Consider the following 19,209-nt stretch of genomic DNA (forward strand, 5'->3'; position numbering starts at 1 on the left):
GTCAGGTCTGCTTCTGCAGGGCGAGGGCGGCGGAACCGGTCAGGGCGGGCAGGTAGCCGAGGCGGTGGCCGCGCGCGGTCGGGTGGTAGGAGGACTCGATCGGGATCGTCACCGCGTTGAGCCAGTCGTCGCCCGAGCACAGCTCGTGGCCGGCGAACTCGTCGCGGACGTCGGACCAGGTGAAGCCGGCGCGTCCCGCCGCCTTCGCGAGGACGCCGTCGAGGGTGTCGGCGGCCCCGTTCAGCGCGGTGCGCTTGGCGTTGCTGAGCCCCACGCACACGTTGACGATCTTGTAGAGGCGCGGGTAGCCGAGCACGACCACGCGGGCCGACGGCGACTTCGCGCGGATCTTGCCGTAGAGGGAGTCGAGTCGGCCGGGCAGGGTGTTCGTCATGTAGCTCTCGGCCTGCGCCACCCTGCTCTGGCATGTCGACGTCGAGTGCAGGACGCAGGTCTGCATCACGTCGCTGAACCCGGCGTCGTTGCCGCCGGCCGTGATGCTGACGAGCGTCGTGGACGAGCCGAGCGCGCCGAGCTGCCCGCTCGCGACCGTCGCGGTGGTCGCCCCCGAGCAGGCCACGAACTTGTACGAACTGGTCGAGTGCGCCGCCGCCCACAGGTTCGGGTAGGCGTTGGCGCTGCGGTTGCACGACCCGCTGGCGGGGTCGTAGCTTCCGGCCCCCGTGCCGGAGGAGTAGGAATCCCCGAGTGCGACGTAGTTGGTGCCGGCCGCCGAGGCGGAACCGGACCACAGCAGTGATGTGGCGGCGAAGGTCGCCGCACCGAGAGCGGCCAGACAGGGGCGGGTGAGACGCATCTGCACTCCGGAGCGTCGTATCGAATTGTGCCGCCCGACTTATACCCGCCCCGCCATTCTCCCAAGCCCCGGAGCTGATCAACAGTATTTGTCAGAATTCGCCCTTGCAATCCGCAAATCAAGGGATTTTTCGGCTGTCAAGACACGAGAAGTAACAACCATTCTTCGGTGCATCCCGGCAGTCCCGGAGATCACAGGAGTCCCATGGGTTCAGGCGCCGCCGTCCGGGCGCCAGGGGCCGGTCGCCACCGGTCGCCGGCCGTGCACGCGGAGGGTCTCGCCGAACGTGCGCTGCCGCCCCGGAATCCCGTGGACGAGCATGACCTCGCGGGCCGCGACCTCGTCGGAGATGCCGAGAAGGCCCCGGCGGTCGGCGTGCGCGGAAAGGCGGACCGTGTCCACGCGGGCGCGCACCGGAACGGTGATCTCGCGGCCCCGGCCGGGAAGCGGGAATTCCCCGCCCTTTTCCGCGAGGTCGCGCAGCGCGCGGCCGGGCGACTCCTCGTCCTGGTAGCCGGAAATGAACAGGGCGCTGCCCGGTTCGGGGAGGATCCGGCTCGCCCACTGGACGGCCGGGCCGCCGGTCAGCATGCCGGACGTGGAGATGACGACCCCGGTGCGGAAGGTGTCCAGCTCGGCGGGACGGTCCGCGACCGCGGTGGCGCCGCCGAACACGCGCAGCGACGGGTCCAGGGACTCGAAGACGACGGCAAGGTCGGCGGCCATGCCGTCCAGCCGCACCGGCACCTCCGGCAGGTGCCGCCGCATGATCAGCGCGATTTCCTGGGCGCGGCCGAGCGCGAACGCCGGGATCAGGACCCGGCCGCCGGCCCGGTGGACGTCCGCGACCGCGCGCACCAGTTCCCCCACCCGCAGGTCGCGGTCGTCGTGGTCTTCGGTGCAGCAGGTCGACTCCATGACCAGGAGGTCGGCGGCGCGGGCGGACTCGGGGACGGCGTAGCCGCCGACCGTCTCCTGCCGGAATCCCGAGATGTCGCCCGTGATGACGACGCGGCGGTCTCCGGCGCGCACCACCACCCCGGCCGCGCCCAGGATGTGCCCGGCCGGGAACAGCTCGACGGCCAGCGCGCCGATGCCGCGCGCCGCCCCGAACGGCAGCTCCTCGCGCCGCCGGGCCGCGGCCTCGGCGTCCGGCGGCCCGTAGAGGACCTCGCCGGCGTCGCCCCAGCGGGCCCGGCCGCGCTCCCGCGCCGCGAGGACCTTGGCGGTGTCGGCCCACATCACCGGCATGAGCGCCGCGGTCTCCGGCGACGCGAGCACCCGCAGGCCGGGGCGGCGGGCGACCAGCGCGGGGACGTAGCCGCAGTGGTCGTTGTGGGCGTGGGTGACGACGACGGCGTCCAGCGGGCCGTCGAGGGCGCGCTCGATGTCGCGGGGCGGCTCGGCGCGGTCGCCGGGCCGGAGCCCGGCGTCGACCAGGATCCGGGTGCCGCCCGCCTCGACGAGCAGGCACGACCCGCCGATATGCGTGTCCCCGCCGAGCGGGACGACGCGCAGGCCCAGCTCGGTGGTGACGAGGGCCGGCGGCGGCGCCGGATCCACGAGCGCCCGCAGAACGTCGAGCACCTCCTCCGGCCCTTTCCCCAGGGCGCGGGCGGCGGCGCCCAGACGAGCGTTGGCCGTTTCGGGGGCTGAGGGCGCGCCGTTGTGCCGGGGCGGGGGCCGTTCGATGACGGCGAGGAGGGCGGCGGCGAGGGCGCGCGGGTGCGTCCACCGGTGGCGCTCGGTCGCGAGCCGCCGGGTCAGCGCCTCCGCTCGTTCTTCCTTCTCTGCCAGTGCCTCCCGGGCGGCGGTGAGACGCTGGGACGCGTCGCGCAGGTCGCGGCGCGCGTACTCCAGGCGCCCCTGCTCGGTCCGGACTCGCTTGCGCAGGTGGTCGATCCGGTGGGCGGCGCGTGCGGCGTCCCGGCCGGCGCGCTCGGCGGCCCGGTCGCGGCGCCTGATCCAGCTCAGCCCCGCCCGTACGACGCCGTCGTCGGGATGCAGCAGGACGGCGGCCAGCGCGCGGGCCTCGTCGCCGGCGTCCCCGAGCCGTCCGGCGGCACGTCCGCGCAGCGCCGGGAACCTCCCGACCGCTTCCAGCAGCAGCGGCGTGTGCTCCCTGACCAGCGCGCCGGGATCGGACGGGAGCCGGGTGGCGGACGGACGCTCCAGCACCGCCAGCGCCACCGCGCGCAGCACCTGGGCGAGCGCGTCCCCCGCGATCGCGGGCTCCGTGACGGCGGGCTCCGTGACGGCGGGCTCCGTGACGGCGGGCTCGGCGGTCATCCGGCCGCCGCCCGCCGGGTGGCGCCGGCGAGGACGGGCTCGCAGCCGAGCACGCCGTCCGCGGACTCCAGCGCACCGAGCACCCGCAGCGCCTCGACCAGGTCGGCCGTCCCGTCGTAGCCGTGTTCGCGCAGGTCGGCGGAGGTGAGCCCGTCCGTCCCCTCCTCCCCGTAGAGGGTGAGGAGCGCGGCGAGGTCCTCGGCCGTGCCGCGGTCGTCCTCCTCGACGAGGACCCGCCACGCGGCGGCGAGGCACGGGTCGGCGAGGACGCCGGTGTCGTCCAGGAACGCCGCCGGTTTGGCGCGCACCTGCCGCAGCACCTCGTCGAGGGCCTGGTCGCGGTCGCGCCCGGCGAGGCCGGTGACGACCCGTCCGACGAGCGTCGGCCAGCCGCCGGTGCGCCGGACGAGCTCGCGCTGCCCGGCGTCGTCGGGGAAGCCGAGCGAGTCCTCCAGCATCCACTGCCGGATCGCGGCGCCGTCGAACCGCCGCAGCGGCACCAGTTCGACGTCGTCGTCGGCCGCGTACCGGAGCCAGCCGGCGGCCGCGGCGGGGCCCGCGACGAGCACGACGGACAGGGTCCCCTCCCCGGACCGGTCCGCGACCGCGTGCCGCGCCTCGGCGAACCGCCGCTCGAACGGCTCGCCGTCCCGCGCCGCGTGCAGGTCGGCGACGATGACGTCGTGGCCGGGGTGGCGGCGGGCGCGCAGCACCGCGCTGTCGAACGTCCCCTCTCCCGGCCGGACGACGCGGATCTCCAGGTCGGACCGGTCGGACGGCATCGCCTGCAGCGACGCCGCCACCCGCTCGGCGTGCAGCGCCGCCGACCCGGCGACCACGTGGACGAGCCGGCCCGGCCGAAGCAGCCCGGTGATCTGCCCAATGCTGAGCGGCGCCCGGTCCGGCCCGGACAGGTGCGGCATCCGGTAGGAGTGCGCGTCGAACTCGTCGGGGCCGTCGAAGTCGGCGGCGCTCTCCAGCACGTTCTCGATCTCGCGGACGCCGCCGAGCAGCCGCAGCACGTGCGGGGTGCGCAGCCGGTACCGGCCGTCGTCCACGCCGAGGACGCCCAGGTTGACGCACTCGTCGAGGAGGCTGCGGAAGTCGTCGCCGCTGCAGTTCTCGAAGCCCCGCGCCCACCAGTACCGGCACTCCTCCCGCAGCTGCCGGACGGTCAGGGCCTCCCCTGCGCCGTCGTCGAGCGCGTGCAGCGCGACCGTGTAGGCGATGACCTTGTAGCGCTTGTCGAGGGTGAGGGTGTAGTCGAACCGCTTCTGGAAGCCGTCCACGAGCTTCTGGTCGCGCCAGACCTCCGCCACGTCCTCCCGGGTGATCTCGTACGGGAGGGGCCGCGGGGTCTCCCGCAGCCGGGCGAGCAGGTTCCCGGCGAACAGCTGGACGAGCGCCGGGGCGTTGTTGGCCTCGGCGATCACCCGGGCGGCGAGCGTCTCGGGGAACGTGAACCCGAGCGTGGCGAGCGGCCGGACGAGCAGGTCGAAGGCGTCCTGCGGGTCGAGCGGGCCGATCGCGATGGGCTCGCCGAGCTGCGCGAGGGGCTGGTTCGGCAGGCCGTGGAACCGCGCGGTCTGGTGCAGGCCCGCCCACACCACCTTGACGCGGCGGCCGGTGTCCTCCATGAGGGTGCGCAGCGCGGTGACGTCCTCGAAGCGGCCCCGCTCGGCGTCCCGGTTGAGGAACGCGTCGGCCTCGTCCAGCAGGATGAGCAGCTGCCGGTTCCCGTCGGCGGCCGCCCAGCCGCGCACCGCGTCGATCACCTGGTCGCGGCCGGTCAGCCCGGACCGGACGACGCCGGCCTTGGCGAGCCGGTCGCCGAGGATCGGCCACAGCGAGATCGACCGGACCTTCCCGACCGTCTGGATCGTCTCCAGGATCACCGTCCGGTTCGGGTCGGACGCGAGGTCGCGCTCGGCCTTGCGCAGCAGCGCCGACTTGCCGAGCTGCCGCCCGCCGAACACGAACGACGGGCCCCGCCTGTCGGTGACCTTGCGGAGCTGCTCGGACCGCCCGTAGAACATCTCCTCCGGGACGCCGCCGGTCGGGGTGTAGGGGTCGGTGGCGGTGAACGGCGCCATCAGCGCCACCGCGACCGACCAGTCCTGCGGCCGGCACGCCAGGTAGGCGATCGCGGCGTCGTCGAGCACCCCGGCGACCGGCGCGCGGCGCTTGCGCGCGGCCTCACCGAGCTGCGCGCGGTCGTCCGCGGACAGGACGCCGAAGTACAGCACGAGGACGGTCTCGCCCTCCGGCTGCCCGTTCAGGAGGTCGACGAGCTGCTGCGGGCCGGGGCGCCCCCAGTGCAGCAGCAGCCGGAGCCGCCCGCCGGACGGGCTCTTCTGCGAGCCGAACGCGGGCAGCAGCGCCCCGCCGACCGAGCCGACGTGCCGGACGTCGTCGAGGACGATCCACATCCGGTCGGGGCCCTGGTCGGCGTCGCCGTGCGTGCCCTCCAGCCCGACCATCTTGAGCATCGCGTCGATCAGCGAGCGCAGGTTCCCCGGCGACTTGCTGCGCCCCTCGCGGAGGGTCACCCACTTGCGCAGCCCCTCCCCCGCGACCCGGCGGGACGCCTCGCGCATGTCCCGGATGTCGATGCCGGCGCCGGCGAGCAGGCCGTACAGGTCCGGTTCGGCGACGTCCCGCCCGGCGATCAGGGCGTCCTTCAGCGCGTCGATGTACCCGCTGGTCTCCTGCTTGCGGGCGCGCTTGCCGGTCTGCCGGGAGTGCCGGTGGAAGACGTCCGGGAACGCGGGGTAGAAGCGCTCGAAGTCGGGGCTCTCGGCCTTCTCCGGGAGCTGCCTGCCGGCCTTCAGCTGCGCGATGAACTCGCGCGCGGTCGTCAGGTCGCGGCCCTCGATGTGGTCTTCGATGCGCTCGATGTCGGCCGCGCGGAGGTCGCCGGCCCGCCGCGCCTCGGCCAGCGCCTCCCGCGCCGCCGCGACGCTGGCGTCGCACAGCCGCTCCAGCCGGGCGCGCAGCGCGTCGAGTTCGCGCCCGATCCGGTCGAAGTCGTGCCGGTCGCCGGCGGTGAGGAGCCGGACCGCCTCCTCGGCCTCGCGTTCCTCGCCCTCGGTGAGCAGCCCGTCCCGCCGCGACATCGCGATCAGGTCACGCAGCCGCTCGACGCGCTCGTCCCGCCTGTCGCGGGCGTCCCCGACCAGCTCGTCCCGGCGCGCCCGCAGCCTGGACGCGGCCTCCGCGTCGAGCGTCTCCAGGACGGACACGACCGCCCGCGTGCCGCCGTGGTCGAGCCGCGCGGCCCGCGCCTCGAACACCCGGGCCCAGTCGGGCGGGCCGGCGTGCGCGACGGCCGCGAGGTCCGCCAGGGCGAGCTCGCCGGCGGGCTCCAGGGTGCGCGGGTCCAGGGCGAGGCCGGGGGCCGGCAGCAGGTCCCGGTTGCGGACGTGCGCGGCGGGCGGCTCGGTCTCGGCCGGCTTGGCCCCGTCCAGCAGGGCGAACGCGCCGCCGAGCAGGTACCGGGCGGCGTCCGCGGCCGCCTCGCCCGCGGTGCCCGCCAGCGCGGCGAGCGCCGCGTCGATCTCCGCGCGCCGTCCCGTGACGGCGTCCCGCAGCTGGCGCAGCGGCACGACCCGCCAGTCGCGGTCGCCGGACGCGGCGTCCTCATGCTCCTTCACCGCCGCCGCCCACCGCCCGGCGGTGCCGAGCGCGTCGTCGATCAGCTCGCGCAGCCGGCGCCGGGCCCCCGCGATGATCGGCTTGCCCTTCTTCGGGCCGTTGACGCGCTTGTCGGTCTCGTCGATCAGCCGGTCGACGCCGGCGCCGCCGCGCAGCCGGACGACCTCCGCCGCGACCTCCGCTGCCCGCGCCGCGTCGTCCTCGGCGGCCGGCCGCAGCAGCCGCCGGAGCTCGCCGTCCGCCGGCAGCAGCGCCTTCCACACCTCGGTGGCGCGGGCCAGCTTGACGGTGCGGTGCGGCGCCTCCTCCAGCAGCCGCGCCGCGTCCCTGGACGCGTCGCCGCGCGCCTGCGCCAGCTCGGCGGCGCCGCGGATCCAGCCGTCCATGCCGGGCCCCAGGTACACCCCGGCCCGCGCGGCCTGCGCGAACGCCTCGCCGCACTCCTTGAGGACGGCCTGCCCCGACACGACGACGTTCAGGCACTCCACCACCCGCGCCGTCTCCGGGTAAACGAGGCCCGCCCTGATCGCGGCCGCCCACGCCAGCACCCCGCCGGCCGGATCGTCGGCGAGCGCCTTCGCGTCGAGGTCTCGGGACGCGGCGGCGAACTCGGCCGACAGCGACCCCGCGTACACGCCCATCTCGGGGGCGAGCGCCGCGCACCACCGCGCGTCGACCTCGGCGTCCGGCCGTCCCGCCGCCTTGCGCAGCCAGCCCGCCAGCCCGAACCGCCGGTCCCGCAACGCGGCGTCCTCCGCGCGGACCAGCTCGTCCGCGAGCCCCGTCTCCGAGGCCTCCGGCTCCGGCGGTGTCTCCCCGGCGGGGCGGGCCGCTCGGTCGCGCCGGCGCTCGACACGTGCCGCCGGCTGCGGCTGGACGCCGACCGCCCCTTCCAGGAAGGCGTCGAGGGCATCGTCTTCGGCTCGGCGCTCATCCCGGACGGTCTCGGCCACGGGCGCCTCCCGGGGAGCGGGCACCCCGACCACGCGGTCGCCGGTGGTGACCGGCTCCGGCGCGGCGGTCTCCTGGACGGGGGCGGAGGTCCCGGCGGCCATCTCCGCCGGACCGGACGCCTCCGCCGCAGGAGGCCCGTCCACCCTCCCCGGGACCTGCGGTTCCACTGAGCCGGGCCCCGGCTCATCACCGGGGGCGTCCCCGATCGCGAGTTCCCCCACCAGCGCCAGGTCGATGAGGCGGTGCCAGCGCCCGGGAAGCTCCGCGCGCGCCCGCTCCGCCAGGGCGGGTGCGCGCAGCCGGTCCTCCGCCCGCACCTGGACGAGCTCGGCGAGCACGGCCAGCTCGTCGTCCCCGCCGTCCGCGGCCCGCCGCAGCTCCGCCAGCAGCTCGGCCTCGGAGTCGGGCCCCTCGATCCTCCGCAACGCGCGCACCCGGGCGTCTCTCCGGCCGGCCTCCGCCGCGGCCCGGACCAGGGCCGCCAGCTCGTCCAGCCCCGCGGGCCGCTCCCCGGGGAGGATCTGCGCGCCGAGCCCGTCGAAGTCGGCGGCGACGCACTGGACGGCCACCAGGTCTCCGTCATCGGGCCGATGCCCGTCCCGCAGGCACCCGGCGACGCGCTCCGCCGCGTCCGCCGCGGTGACGAACCGCCCGCGCAGCTCCTCCAGCTCCGCTTCAAGCCGTTCCGGGTCGGGCGCGGCCTCCTGTTCCCCGGCGGCGATGGCCCGCATCTCCAGCATGCCGACGGGCCGTTCCGGCAGTTCGGGATGCTCCTCCCTGAGCGCCTCCCACAGGGCCCGCGCTCCGGGCATCCTCTCCGCGGGCTCCGCCGCCAGCAGGCCGAGCGCCACCACCGCGAGCGGGCGGTCCTCCACGATGACCCGCACCAGGCCCCAGCGCACGAACGCCACGGGGGCGTCCCACCCCAGCAGACTTCGCAGCCCGGGAGCCCGCTCCAGCACCTCCGCCGCCGTGCCCGCGCCGAGCAGCCTCGCGCAGTCGTCCGCGCCGAGCTCGTCGGCATTCCCGAAGCCGTGCACGAACACACCGCCGAGGTACACCCGCAGATGCCCCCTGCGCCTCTGATCACCGTGCCGCAGGGTGCGCAGCACCTGCTCGGGCGCCCCGGCGGGAATCTTCTTGGCCCCGCCGAGACGCACGACGTCGAGGACGGCGCGCTGCAGCTCGGGCGGCCCGAGCCGCAGCACCTCCCGGACGTCCTCAGCGGACACCGCCGCCAGAGCCGCGTCCTCAAGCCCGGTCAGGTCACCGACCCGCCCACCGAGCGCCCCGAAGGGCGCGGCCCCTCCCTGGCACGCCTCGCACCGAGACCCATGCCCCATGTCGCCCCGCCTCTCCGCCTGCACACTCTGCGACCACTCGACAACAAGGTAACGCGACACGCTGACATTCGTCATCAAAACATAAATACAGTGTTGATCGAATTCACATTACCCACCCTGACCGTACCTCCCCACTCGACCGCTGACCTGCACAGCCGTTCGGCCTTCGCCGCCCGCGGCCACTACCGGTCACGTGCCGCTAAATCACATTTTGTCGCCCCCTGGGCGCGACGCCCGCTACCCTCGCCCCCACGCCGGTGCTAATCTCCGCGTTGATCGAGTTCACGCCACCGCCTGTTCTCGGCGGCCGCCTGAACACGTGCACGGCGCAGGCCGTCCACCGGCGTCGCGGCACACCAGAAAGGGCCGGTTCCCCCTCGTGCATCCTCCGTCGTCACACCGTCACGGCGGCCGGACATGACCGCCCGCAAGCCGCTGACCTCGCGCGATCCTGAGAGCATCGGCGGCCACCGGCTGATCGAACGGCTCGGCGAGGGCGGCCAGGGCATCGTCTACCTCGCCGAGGACGAGACCGGCGGCCGGGTCGCCCTGAAGGTCCTGCACGACCGCGGCGGCTCCCGCGACGCCTTCCTCAAGGAGATCGCGGCGGCCCGCAAGGTCGCCTCCTTCTGCACGGCCGAGATCCTGCACGCCGGCGAGGACGACGGCCTCCCCTACGTCGTCACCGAGTTCATCGACGGCCCGTCCCTCCGCGAACTGGTCGAGGAGAAGGGCCCGCAGGCCGGCCCCACCCTGTACCGCCTCGCGATCGGCACGGCGACCGCACTCGCCGCCATCCACCGGGCGGGCATCGTCCACCGCGACTTCAAACCCGGCAACGTCCTGGTCGGCCCGGACGGCCCCCGCGTCATCGACTTCGGCGTGGCCCGCTTCCTGGACGCCACGGTGACCGCCTCCAGCACCGTGATCGGCACACCGTCCTACATGGCCCCGGAACAACTCGCCGGCGACCCGGTCGGCCCCGCCGCCGACGTGTTCGCCTGGGGCGCGACCATCGCCTACGCCGCGAACGGCCGCCCGCCCTACGGCCAGGACACCATCCCCGCCGTCATGAACCGCATCGTCAAGGGCAAACCCGACCTTGGCGGCCTGAGCGGCCCGCTACGCGACCTCGTAGCCCAGGCCCTGCACAAGGACGCGCCCAAACGCCCCCACAGCCGCGACATCCTGCTCCGCCTTCTCGAACACTCCCAAGGCCCGATAGCCGCCCCCGAAGCCCTGGCCCAAGGCCGCGCCCTGGCCATGGCCGACGACATAACCCTCACCACCGACCGCACCGCCCGCTGGGCCACCGTCAAACTCCCGTTGCCGAACGGCCCCGCCAAACGCCCGGTCTCCCATCGCACGGCTCTCGCAATAGGCGCTCTGACCGTGGTCGCCCTGCTTGCCGGAACCGCCGTGATGGCCGCTGCCCGCAATGCTGATGAACGGCCCCGTAGCGCGGGCGCTTCCCCTTTCGACAGCACGTCGCAGCCGACGGCCGCCGTCCAGCGGCCCCCATCCACCGCGCCCCGAACGGGCCCGCCGACCACACCGGCAGCGGTCGGTGCGGCCATCGACGCGGCGGTCTCCGCGCAGAAGAGCGCCGCATTCACGGCGGAAGGCCGCATGGGGGAGAGCGCGGACGCGTTCGACGCCGAGGGCACGCTCTACTACCAGCCCGGCAAGAGCACTAATTACAACCTCGAGGTGCGGACCGAACTCTTCGGTGACCTGTACACCGACCTTTCGGGGCCACGGATAATACTTCTGGGCAACTGCGCCTACTTCCGCGCGAGCCCGAGAACCTGCCAGCCCATCGACGCCGACTCCCTCCGCACGGGCGACAACATTCTCGCCTGGGCTGCGGCAGAAGTGAGGTGGGTTTCGTCCCCATACAACATTGTGGAACTCCTCCGGAAAACACCATCTCTCCGCCGGAGCGCGGAGGCCGGAAGGATCACCTACCGCGGCACCGCAGCGGCCGTACGGCTCGTGTCCGACGGCCCTGTCGCCCCGTTCTACCGAGCTTTCGGCAGCAACCTCACCCAGGCCACTTACACCCTGGTCACCGGTCTCGATCACCTTCCCGAGCGCCTGGAGATCGATCTGTCGAGCAAGGTCACGACGGCTCCCGCCTCCCATTCGCTCTACTCCGTCACCTACCGTGACTGGGGAAAGACCGGCACCATCACCCGCTCGTATTGATGCTCGCCCTACGGAACTCCGTTCGGAAGGTTTCCCATGCAGGCCCATGAAGTCGCGTTCTTCAAGCTCATCGAGGGCGAGAAGCAGTTCCAGATTCCGCTGTACCAGCGCACCTACAGCTGGGGGCATCGGGAATGGGCGCGGCTGTGGGCGGACGTCCTCGAACACGCGGAGATCATCGCGGCCGGTGAGGACCGGCCGGCGCATTTCATCGGCTCGGTCGTCCTCGCGCCGGGCACGATGTCGGCGGGGGACATCCAGCGGTGGCTGGTCGTCGACGGGCAGCAGCGGCTCACGACGCTGATGCTCGCGTGCTGCGCACTGCGCGACCGCCTCCAGGACATCTCGCCTCGCGAGGCGGGCCGGATCCACAAGCAGTACCTCGTCAACGAATACCGCGATGGCCTGGAGCACTTTCGCCTCCTGCCCACCCAGGCCGACCGCGGGGCGTTCGCCGCCTGCATGGAGAGCGAGGCGAGCGCAGGCGGCAGCGACGGCATCGGCGCCGCCTACCGGTTCTTCAAGCAGGCGCTGATCGACTTCGACCCCGACGGCGACGTGGAGGCGCTCAAGCGGCTGGAGACCGTCATCCGCAGCCGGCTGTCCGTCGTGGAGATCACCGCCGAGCACGGCGACAACGTCTACCGGATCTTCGAATCCCTCAACAACACCGGCGTCAAGCTCAGCCAGACCGACCTGCTCCGCAATTACGTCTTCATGCTGCTCCCGACGATCGGCGAGCGCGTTTACACGAAGATCTGGCTGCCCATGCAGCAGGAGCTCGGCGCCGCAAATCTGGAGCTTCTCGCCTGGCTCGACCTGGTGATCCGCGGCGACTACCGGGCGAAGCAGAGCGAGATCTACCGCGCCCAGCAGCGGCGTCTCGGCGAGATCGTCCACGGCGGCGGCGAAGAGGCGCTGGAGGGCGAGATCGCCGAACTGTACCGGCGCGGCCGCCTCCTCATGCGCGTCATCGAGCCGGTCCGGGAGCAGGACGCCGGACTGCGGGCCGCCCTGCTGCGGCTGCACGAATGGGGCGGGCAGATCACTTTCCCGATCGCCCTGCACATGCTCGACCTCCTCGACCACGGAAAGACCACGGCCGCGCAGGTCGCCCGTTCCCTCTCTTTCGTCGAGAGTTTCCTCGTCCGCCGGATGATCGCCGGGATACCCACCAACAACCTCAACCGGATCCTCAACAGCGCGCCCAAGGAACTGGAGGCGGACCGCCCGATCGACGAGGCCGTGCACCGCTACCTCTCCGGAGAACGCCGCTACTGGCCCTCCGACGACCAGCTCCGCACGGCCGTCCGGACGAGGCCGTTCTACTGGTCCGGCCGCCCGAGCCAGCGCTTCTTCGTCCTGAAGCGCCTGGAGCAGAGCCACCAGTCCAGCGAACCGGTCGACTTCGCGGCGGCCAAGCTGACGATCGAGCACATCATGCCGCAGACCGTCACGCAGGACTGGCTGGACCTGCTGTCCACCGAGGTGACCGACGAGGACGGCCCCGCAGAGCTGCACGCCGAACTCCTGCACACCCTCGGCAATCTCACCCTGACGGGTGACAACTCGAAGCTCTCCAACCACCCGTTCCAGCGCAAGCAGGAGATCCTCGACGCCAGCGCGCTGCACATGAACCGCGAGATCGCCGACGCGCCCAGCTGGGGCAAAGCGCAGATCCTGGCCCGCGCCGAGGCGCTGACCGAACGCTGCGTCGCGCTCTGGCCGGCACCGCTGCCCGGCGGTTCCGACCTCGAGGACGAGCGCCGCACCTGGGTGCAGCTCCGGCGCGTGCTCGCCGAACTCCCCACCGGCTCGTGGACGACGTTCGGCGACCTGGCCACCGTCATCGGCTCCTCCCCCGCCGGCATCGGCACCTACCTGGCGTCCCGCACCGGCCTGGAGAACGCACACCGGGTCCTCACCTCGGAGGGAACGGTGTCGCCCTCGTTCCGCTGGCCGGACGGCCGCGCCGAGACGCCCCGCGCCGTCCTGGAGACCGAAGGCGTGACCTTCTCCGCCGGCGGCACCGCCGACCCCGCCCAGCGCCTCACCGCGGAGTCCCTCGCGAGAGCCATCGGCATGGACACCCCCGACGACGCCGACGACGACCCGGACCGGCTCCGCGGTCGCTTCGAAGCCCAACTCTCCGTCCACGGAGACGAGACCGCCGCACTGGCCGCCCGGGTCATCCAGCACTGGGATGAGAAGGGCGGCAACATCGACTTCGGAGGCAGCAAGGCCGCTCCGAGCTGCTACCCGTGGCTGGAGAACCCCACGGACGCCCGCGACTGGATCTGGCCCGTCGTCCTCTACCCGCGCAACGCCACCGTCGAGGTGGTCTTCCAGTACCTCGCCAATCGTCCTCCCTTCGACGACACGGCGCTACGCGAGGAATTCCGCCAGCGCCTCAACCGGATCGACGGCGTCGCCATCCCCGAAGACCGCCTGACCAAGCGCCCCAGCTTCCCCATCAGCGCCCTTTCCGGCGACGGCATGAAGCACTTCATCGAGGCACTCGACTGGTTCATGGACCAGGTCGGCACCGCCCGTCCCCGCGAAGGAGCCCCGGCCACCGAGCCAGACGACGCGAACCTCACCGCCGAATTCCACAGCGCGATGCTGCTGCTCTACACCCGCACGAAAATCGAAGCCGACTACAACGCGTCCGCCTTCCTCAGCATGGTCACCGAATACGGCGGCGTGGGCGCGGCCAAGCGCCTCCTCGCCTCCCCGCACATCTCCGACGGCTTCGCCGCCCTCCACGACCGCAAGCGCCTCGACCTCTCCGTAGAAGCCCACGTCACCGACTTCCGCTTCACAACCCTCTTCACCGAAGAAGAACAGGCCCGAGCCACCCACCGCCTAACCGAATCCGGCTACACCCCCTGACGCGCCTCGTTTGGAGACCCGCATGAGCGATCACGACCTCCGCTATGAACCTCCCGGCAAGGGCTGGGGCTGGCTCACGACATTGGCCCCGGCCAGTTGTCTAGTCATCGGGAACACACCTGATGGTGAGCGTGACGCGATCTGCGCGGTTGCTGCGGACGTTCGTGAGATACCAGCGAGTCCCCTCGCGCAGGCGGTGATGCGTCGCGGGGGTTATGCCTTCCGCAAGAACGAGAAGTGGTATGCGCTCGTCGTGTGGGCCGGCCTGAATCCTGGGCCTCCGGATACGGGGAATAAGCGCTCCAATCACAATGACCACCTTGAAATGGCCATGCTCGCCTATGAGACGCATTGGAAAGAAGGCACCCAGTTCGCCGGCGACTCCCTCTTCCGGGTCGGTGACATGGTGCAGACAGTCGACACTGGAACGATCGGCCGGATCCGCAACATCTCATCCGGAACGGCGGGTTACTCCTACAACGTCGATGTCGGCGGTGCGCTCAAGCGGTTCACCCAGCAGGCGCTCACGCGCATCGAAGGGGACCCCAAAGACCCCTCTTTTTGGCTCTCCGCACCACCTGCGGACGCGACCGCGACCAGCCTCACGCTGACGTGGACGAAGCTCCGGCACCATCTCACCGACACCCTCTACTCTTTCGCCAGCAGCAAAACGCTCTTCCGCGCCTACCAGTTCACGCCCGTGCTCAAACTGCTGAACGGATCGTCCGGGCGCCTGCTCATCGCCGACGAGGTCGGCCTGGGTAAGACGATCGAGGCGGGACTGATCTGGAGTGAACTGGAGCAGCGCCTCCACCTCGACCGGGTCCTCGTGGTCGCCCCTTCGGCGCTGACCCGGAAATGGAAGGCGGAGATGTCGCGGCGCTTCGACCGCGAACTCGACATCTTGAAGCCGGCGGATCTGGAGAAATTCGCCGCCGGCCTCGCCGACCGGACGGAGCCCGAGCTGCGCGGCATCATCTCCCTGGAATCCTTGCGAGTAGCGGACAGGGTGCTCACCGAACTCACCGAACTGCACCCGCGGTTCGATCTGGTCATCGTGGACGAGGCCCACTATCTGCGGAACAGGGAGAGCAAATCGCACGCGCTCGGCCGCCTGCTGGCCGACTGGTCGGACTATCTCCTCCTGCTGTCCGCCACCCCGCTGAACCTCGGCAACGACGACCTGTTCAATCTGATGAGCCTGCTCGACGAGGAGAACTTTGGGGACCGGGCGGTGTTCGAGCAGCAGCTCGAACCGAACCAGGTCCTGAACAAGGTCGCCCGCTCATTGCTGGACCAGGGCCTGAGGCGGGAGCCGCGCAAGCTCGACGCCGAACTCGCACGACTCGAAGACACTCGTTTCGGCGCCGCGATCACCGCGCAGGCGGGTTTCACCGCCCTGCGACAACTGCTCGCCACCGACCGGCCGCTCGGGCCCCGCGACATCGCGCACGCCCGGCGGTTGCTCGGCGACCTGAACGTCCTGAGCAGTGTCCTCACCCGTACCCGGAAAGTCGAGGTCACCACCGATTACAAGGCCGTCCGTGAGGCCCGCACCATCAACGTCGACTGGACCCCGGAAGAGAAGGCCTACTACGACGGCGTCTACAACTGGTGCATGCGCCGCGCCCGGGAAATGGGCACTCCGCCCGGATTCGCGATGCAGATGCCGCTGCGGCTGGCGGCGAGTTGCATACCCGCATCACAGGAGATGCTGCGGTCGAAGGACCCAGTCCTCTTCCAGCAGAGCCTCGACGATTTCGACGACGAACGCCAGACCTCCCTCAGCGGCGTGGACGTGCCGCCCGTGGTCGCCGTCCGCCCGTCCACGGACACGAAATACGAGCGGCTGCTGGACACGCTGCGGGAGGTCAGGCAGGCCGGGATCCGGCAAGCAATGGTCTTCTCCTTCTTCCGGGGAACGCTGCGCTATCTGGGCGACCGGCTCGGCGAGCACTTCAGCGTCCGGGTCATGGACGGTGGCGTCAAGCCGGAGAACCGGCAGGAGATCATGGACGATTTCCGCGCCGGAAAGTTCGAGCTTCTGCTGCTCAGCGAGGTCGGCTCCGAGGGCCTGGACTTCGAGTTCTGCAACGTGCTCGTCAACTACGACCTGCCCTGGAATCCGATGCGCGTCGAGCAGCGCATCGGCCGTCTCGACCGCTTCGGCCAGCAGAACGAGAAGATCTTCGTCTACAACATGCACGTGCCCGGCACCATCGAGGCGGACATCTTCGAGCGGCTGTACGCCCGAATCGGGGTGTTCGAGGGGTCGATCGGCGAGCTGGAACCGATCCTGCGCAGCGAGGTGGAGAACATCCCCCGCCGGGTCCTGGACCCCAAGCTCGACGCGAAGAGCAGGCAGGCCGAGATCGACCGGATCGCGGCCGCCATCGAGCAGCGCAGGCACGACACCGAGGGTCTGGACAGATCACGGGCCTTCCTCTCCGGGCTGGACAACCTGCTGGTCGAGGGGCTCACCGAGAAGGGTCTCGGCAGCGGACGCTTCATCGGGCAGGGCGAAATCCGTCAGATCGTGGCCGAGATGCTGCGGCTTCTCGGTGGCCGGATCGGCCGTCCCGACAGGGACGGCGTCTTCACCCTCGTCGGTTCCGCGCCGCTCGCCGAGCGGCTCCGCTCCAGCCGCGCCGGGGACGACGGAAGCCGCTATCCCCGCGCCCGCCTGGCCGCCCTACTGCAGAACGAGGACCGCATCCGCTGCACGTTCCGGCCTGAGGTGGCGAGCGTCTCCAATGTCGAACTGCTGTCCGCGCGCCACCCGCTCGTGAAGCTCGCCCTGGAGGTGCTGGAGGCGGAGGGGCTCGCGCTGCAGCGGTTCGGTTCGGTGACCGTCCCCGGCCTGCCGGAGAACGGGCGTTACCTCGTGCGGCTGGATCTGGCGGAGACCTCCGGTCTTCGCCCGCTGGTGGAACTGTGGGCGACGGCCATCGACCTCGACACCGGCGAGACGGACGAGGACGCGGGCCGACTCCTCCTCACCGCCCTCGCCGAGGGCACGCTCGGAGATGGGCCGTCCGCTACGCCGCCCGGCGCGCAGCGCGCCCTGGCGCTCGCCGACGAACACGCCGCCGAGCGCCAGCAGCAGACCGAAGAGACGCGCAAGCGGGAGAACGCGGCGCTCGTCGAGAGCCGGATCCTGGCGCGGGAAAGCTCACTGGACATCCAGATCCGCAAGACCGAGGAGCTCATCGCCCGCCTGCGCGGCGAGCACAAGTCCGACAGCATCATCCGGCTCCACGCCGGCCGCATCCGGAACCTGCGTGCGCATCGCGTGCAGGTCCGTCAGGACCTCACCCGGCGAAAGGAGCTGACCGTCTCCACCACCCCGGTCGCGCTCGTCCTCACAGCAGGTGCGGAGGGGCGTATTCCTTCACGAAATCGGCCGCCCGAGGGGAGGAGTCTCCCGGGCGGTACTGCTCCATGACCAGGCTGTGGTAGCCCGGGCCGCGGATGATCGGCCATCCAACTACGCGCAGATTCAGCTCCTGCTGCGTGGCATCCCGGACGACGAGCTGCCCATTGGGATACATCTTGAAGAGCATGCCGGGGCCGAGCCGCAGCTCGATCCCGGCCATTTCCTTGCCCTCGTACTGAAGCGTGAGGTACTCGCCGGACGTGGAGCGGACCCGCAGCCCACCCGTGCCTCGCCCGGGCCCGGGGAAGTCGGCCCCGTGGCACTCGAATCCCAGCACGGACTTGCTCATCGCCTCCCACGGCTCGTAGAAGGGCGTGTGGGCGGGGTAGATCGTCTCGACGTGCGACCGGCCTCCCTCGGTGTACTCCAGGACGAAGTCGAAGCCCGGCCGGAGAAGGTTCAGCCGCTCGTAGGCCGTGGTGTCGGACAGGCCGGCGGCGACGGCCTCCTCGGCTCCGACACCGGCGTCGTCGAACACCTGCGCCTTGGGGAAGAGTTCGCCGATCCTGCGCTCCACATACGGGATGCGGCTCATGCCGCCGGTCAGCAGCACAAAGTCGACGTCGCCGCTGAGTTCGTCCGGCCCCATCGCACGGAGTTCGGACGGCGACGGACTCGGCAGTCCGGTGAGCTTCGCGGCCCGGAGCGCAGCCCAGATGAACTCCTCGGCGTCGGCCATCTGCGGACGGAAGAGTTCTTCGAGGTGCGCCCGCTCGAACGTGAGGGTAGGCAGCCCGAGCCTGGCACCGAGACCACGGACGACGATCTGGTCCCGCTCCTGCCGGGACAGCCGGACCTTGGCCTCCCGCGCCTCGCGGAGCATCACGGCCTCCAGCATCCGGCCTTGCGGGTGCGCTGCCGCGTCGAACCTCTTATCGGCCAGCTCCTGAAGCAGCTCATCGGCGATGGCCCGGTCCAGTGCGTCGCCCGCCTGGTCGACACCGGCGGCGGCCAGCACCGAGATCTTCGGATGGGCGCCGCCGTCGACGTCCAGGACCCCGATGTCGAGCGTTCCGCCTCCCATGTCGAAGACGAGCAGGCGCCCCTCCGGGGAGTGCCGGTGAGCCAGGTACCGGTGGGTCACCCACGCGATTCCCGCCGAAATCGGCTCGTCCACGAGCGAGGAGATCGTGACCGGCAACCCCGCCCGATCAGCGAGTGTCAGCAGTCGGCCGCGCTGCTCCCCGTCCCACATCGCCGGGCAGCCGAGCCGCACCTCCTCCTCCGTTCGCAAGGGTGTGCCCGCCGCTTCGGCGCGGCCACCGATCTCACGGAGCAGCGCGACGATGATCTCGTCCGCGTCGACCGTGCGCGTCTCCGCATCGGTCGAGATCTCTACGTGATCGCGGCGCTCGGTGATGGTCCGCTTGACCGAGCGGACCGTCTGGTCCACGGGTAGGTTCTCGGCGTCCTCACCGATGAGGAGCCGGCCGGCGTCGATCCCGGCGAGCGACGGCAGCCAGTTGGTGCTGTGGCCGAGCGGCACGATGCCGACCGGGGACAAAGCGCTGCGCTCCGCGAGCAGGGACGTCGACGTACCGAAGTCGATTCCGATCGCGTGGTCCGCCGCTTTCGCCATCCGTAGTCCTCTCACCTGGTCTGACGATGTGAGAGCC

General features: G+C 71.7%; 7 protein-coding genes. 3 read left to right on the top strand and 4 right to left on the bottom strand.

Going from position 1 to position 19,209, the window contains the following annotated elements; genetic code table 11:
* Nucleotide 1: 1 nt before the first annotated feature.
* The 3 genes from AL2_RS31090 to AL2_RS31100 all read right to left on the bottom strand — a co-directional run bounded on the left by AL2_RS31090 (nt 2) and on the right by AL2_RS31100 (nt 9,057).
* Complete coding sequence (locus AL2_RS31090; protein WP_067640003.1) at nt 2-817, bottom strand: SGNH/GDSL hydrolase family protein; 816 nt, start codon at nt 815-817, stop codon at nt 2-4.
* Between the two features lie 210 nt (nt 818-1,027).
* Nucleotides 1,028-3,106, bottom strand: coding sequence for an MBL fold metallo-hydrolase (locus AL2_RS31095; protein ID WP_067639964.1), 2,079 nt, complete (start codon nt 3,104-3,106; stop codon nt 1,028-1,030).
* Nucleotides 3,103-9,057 (bottom strand): hypothetical protein, encoded by a 5,955-nt coding sequence (locus AL2_RS31100; protein ID WP_157438469.1) that lies wholly within the window; start codon nt 9,055-9,057, stop codon nt 3,103-3,105. Before AL2_RS31100 ends, AL2_RS31095 begins: the two co-directional genes overlap by 4 nt.
* A 417-nt stretch (nt 9,058-9,474) precedes the next feature.
* Between AL2_RS31100 and AL2_RS31105 the strand changes: the two genes are divergently transcribed.
* Genes AL2_RS31105 through AL2_RS31115 form a run of 3 tightly spaced genes read left to right on the top strand, consistent with a single transcriptional unit; the run spans nt 9,475 to nt 17,602 of the window.
* A complete protein-coding gene (locus tag AL2_RS31105; RefSeq protein WP_067639968.1) occupies nt 9,475-11,265 on the top strand; it encodes a serine/threonine-protein kinase in 1,791 nt (596 codons plus the stop codon).
* A gap of 36 nt (nt 11,266-11,301) precedes the next feature.
* Nucleotides 11,302-14,157, top strand: coding sequence for a DUF262 domain-containing protein (locus tag AL2_RS31110; protein ID WP_067639970.1), 2,856 nt, complete (start codon nt 11,302-11,304; stop codon nt 14,155-14,157).
* Between the two features lie 22 nt (nt 14,158-14,179).
* Nucleotides 14,180-17,602: a DEAD/DEAH box helicase gene (locus AL2_RS31115; protein WP_083947069.1), complete on the top strand. Its 3,423-nt coding sequence runs from the start codon at nt 14,180-14,182 to the stop codon at nt 17,600-17,602.
* On the opposite strand, the gene AL2_RS36860 is transcribed toward AL2_RS31115, so the two are convergent.
* Nucleotides 17,520-19,172, bottom strand: coding sequence for an Hsp70 family protein (locus AL2_RS36860; RefSeq protein WP_083947070.1), 1,653 nt, complete (start codon nt 19,170-19,172; stop codon nt 17,520-17,522). The two genes, AL2_RS31115 and AL2_RS36860, sit on opposite strands and share 83 nt — an antisense overlap.
* Nucleotides 19,173-19,209: the final 37 nt, after the last annotated feature.

Source organism: Actinomadura latina NBRC 106108 (assembly GCF_001552195.1).
GTDB lineage: Bacteria > Actinomycetota > Actinomycetes > Streptosporangiales > Streptosporangiaceae > Spirillospora > Spirillospora latina.

Coding starts and splice junctions, on each gene's coding strand:
- AL2_RS31090 (WP_067640003.1), bottom strand. CDS start 817: ATGCGTCTCACCCGCCCCTGTCTGGCCGCTCTCGGTGCGGCGACCTTC.
- AL2_RS31095 (WP_067639964.1), bottom strand. CDS start 3,106: ATGACCGCCGAGCCCGCCGTCACGGAGCCCGCCGTCACGGAGCCCGCC.
- AL2_RS31100 (WP_157438469.1), bottom strand. CDS start 9,057: ATGGGGCATGGGTCTCGGTGCGAGGCGTGCCAGGGAGGGGCCGCGCCC.
- AL2_RS31105 (WP_067639968.1), top strand. CDS start 9,475: ATGACCGCCCGCAAGCCGCTGACCTCGCGCGATCCTGAGAGCATCGGC.
- AL2_RS31110 (WP_067639970.1), top strand. CDS start 11,302: ATGCAGGCCCATGAAGTCGCGTTCTTCAAGCTCATCGAGGGCGAGAAG.
- AL2_RS31115 (WP_083947069.1), top strand. CDS start 14,180: ATGAGCGATCACGACCTCCGCTATGAACCTCCCGGCAAGGGCTGGGGC.
- AL2_RS36860 (WP_083947070.1), bottom strand. CDS start 19,172: ATGGCGAAAGCGGCGGACCACGCGATCGGAATCGACTTCGGTACGTCG.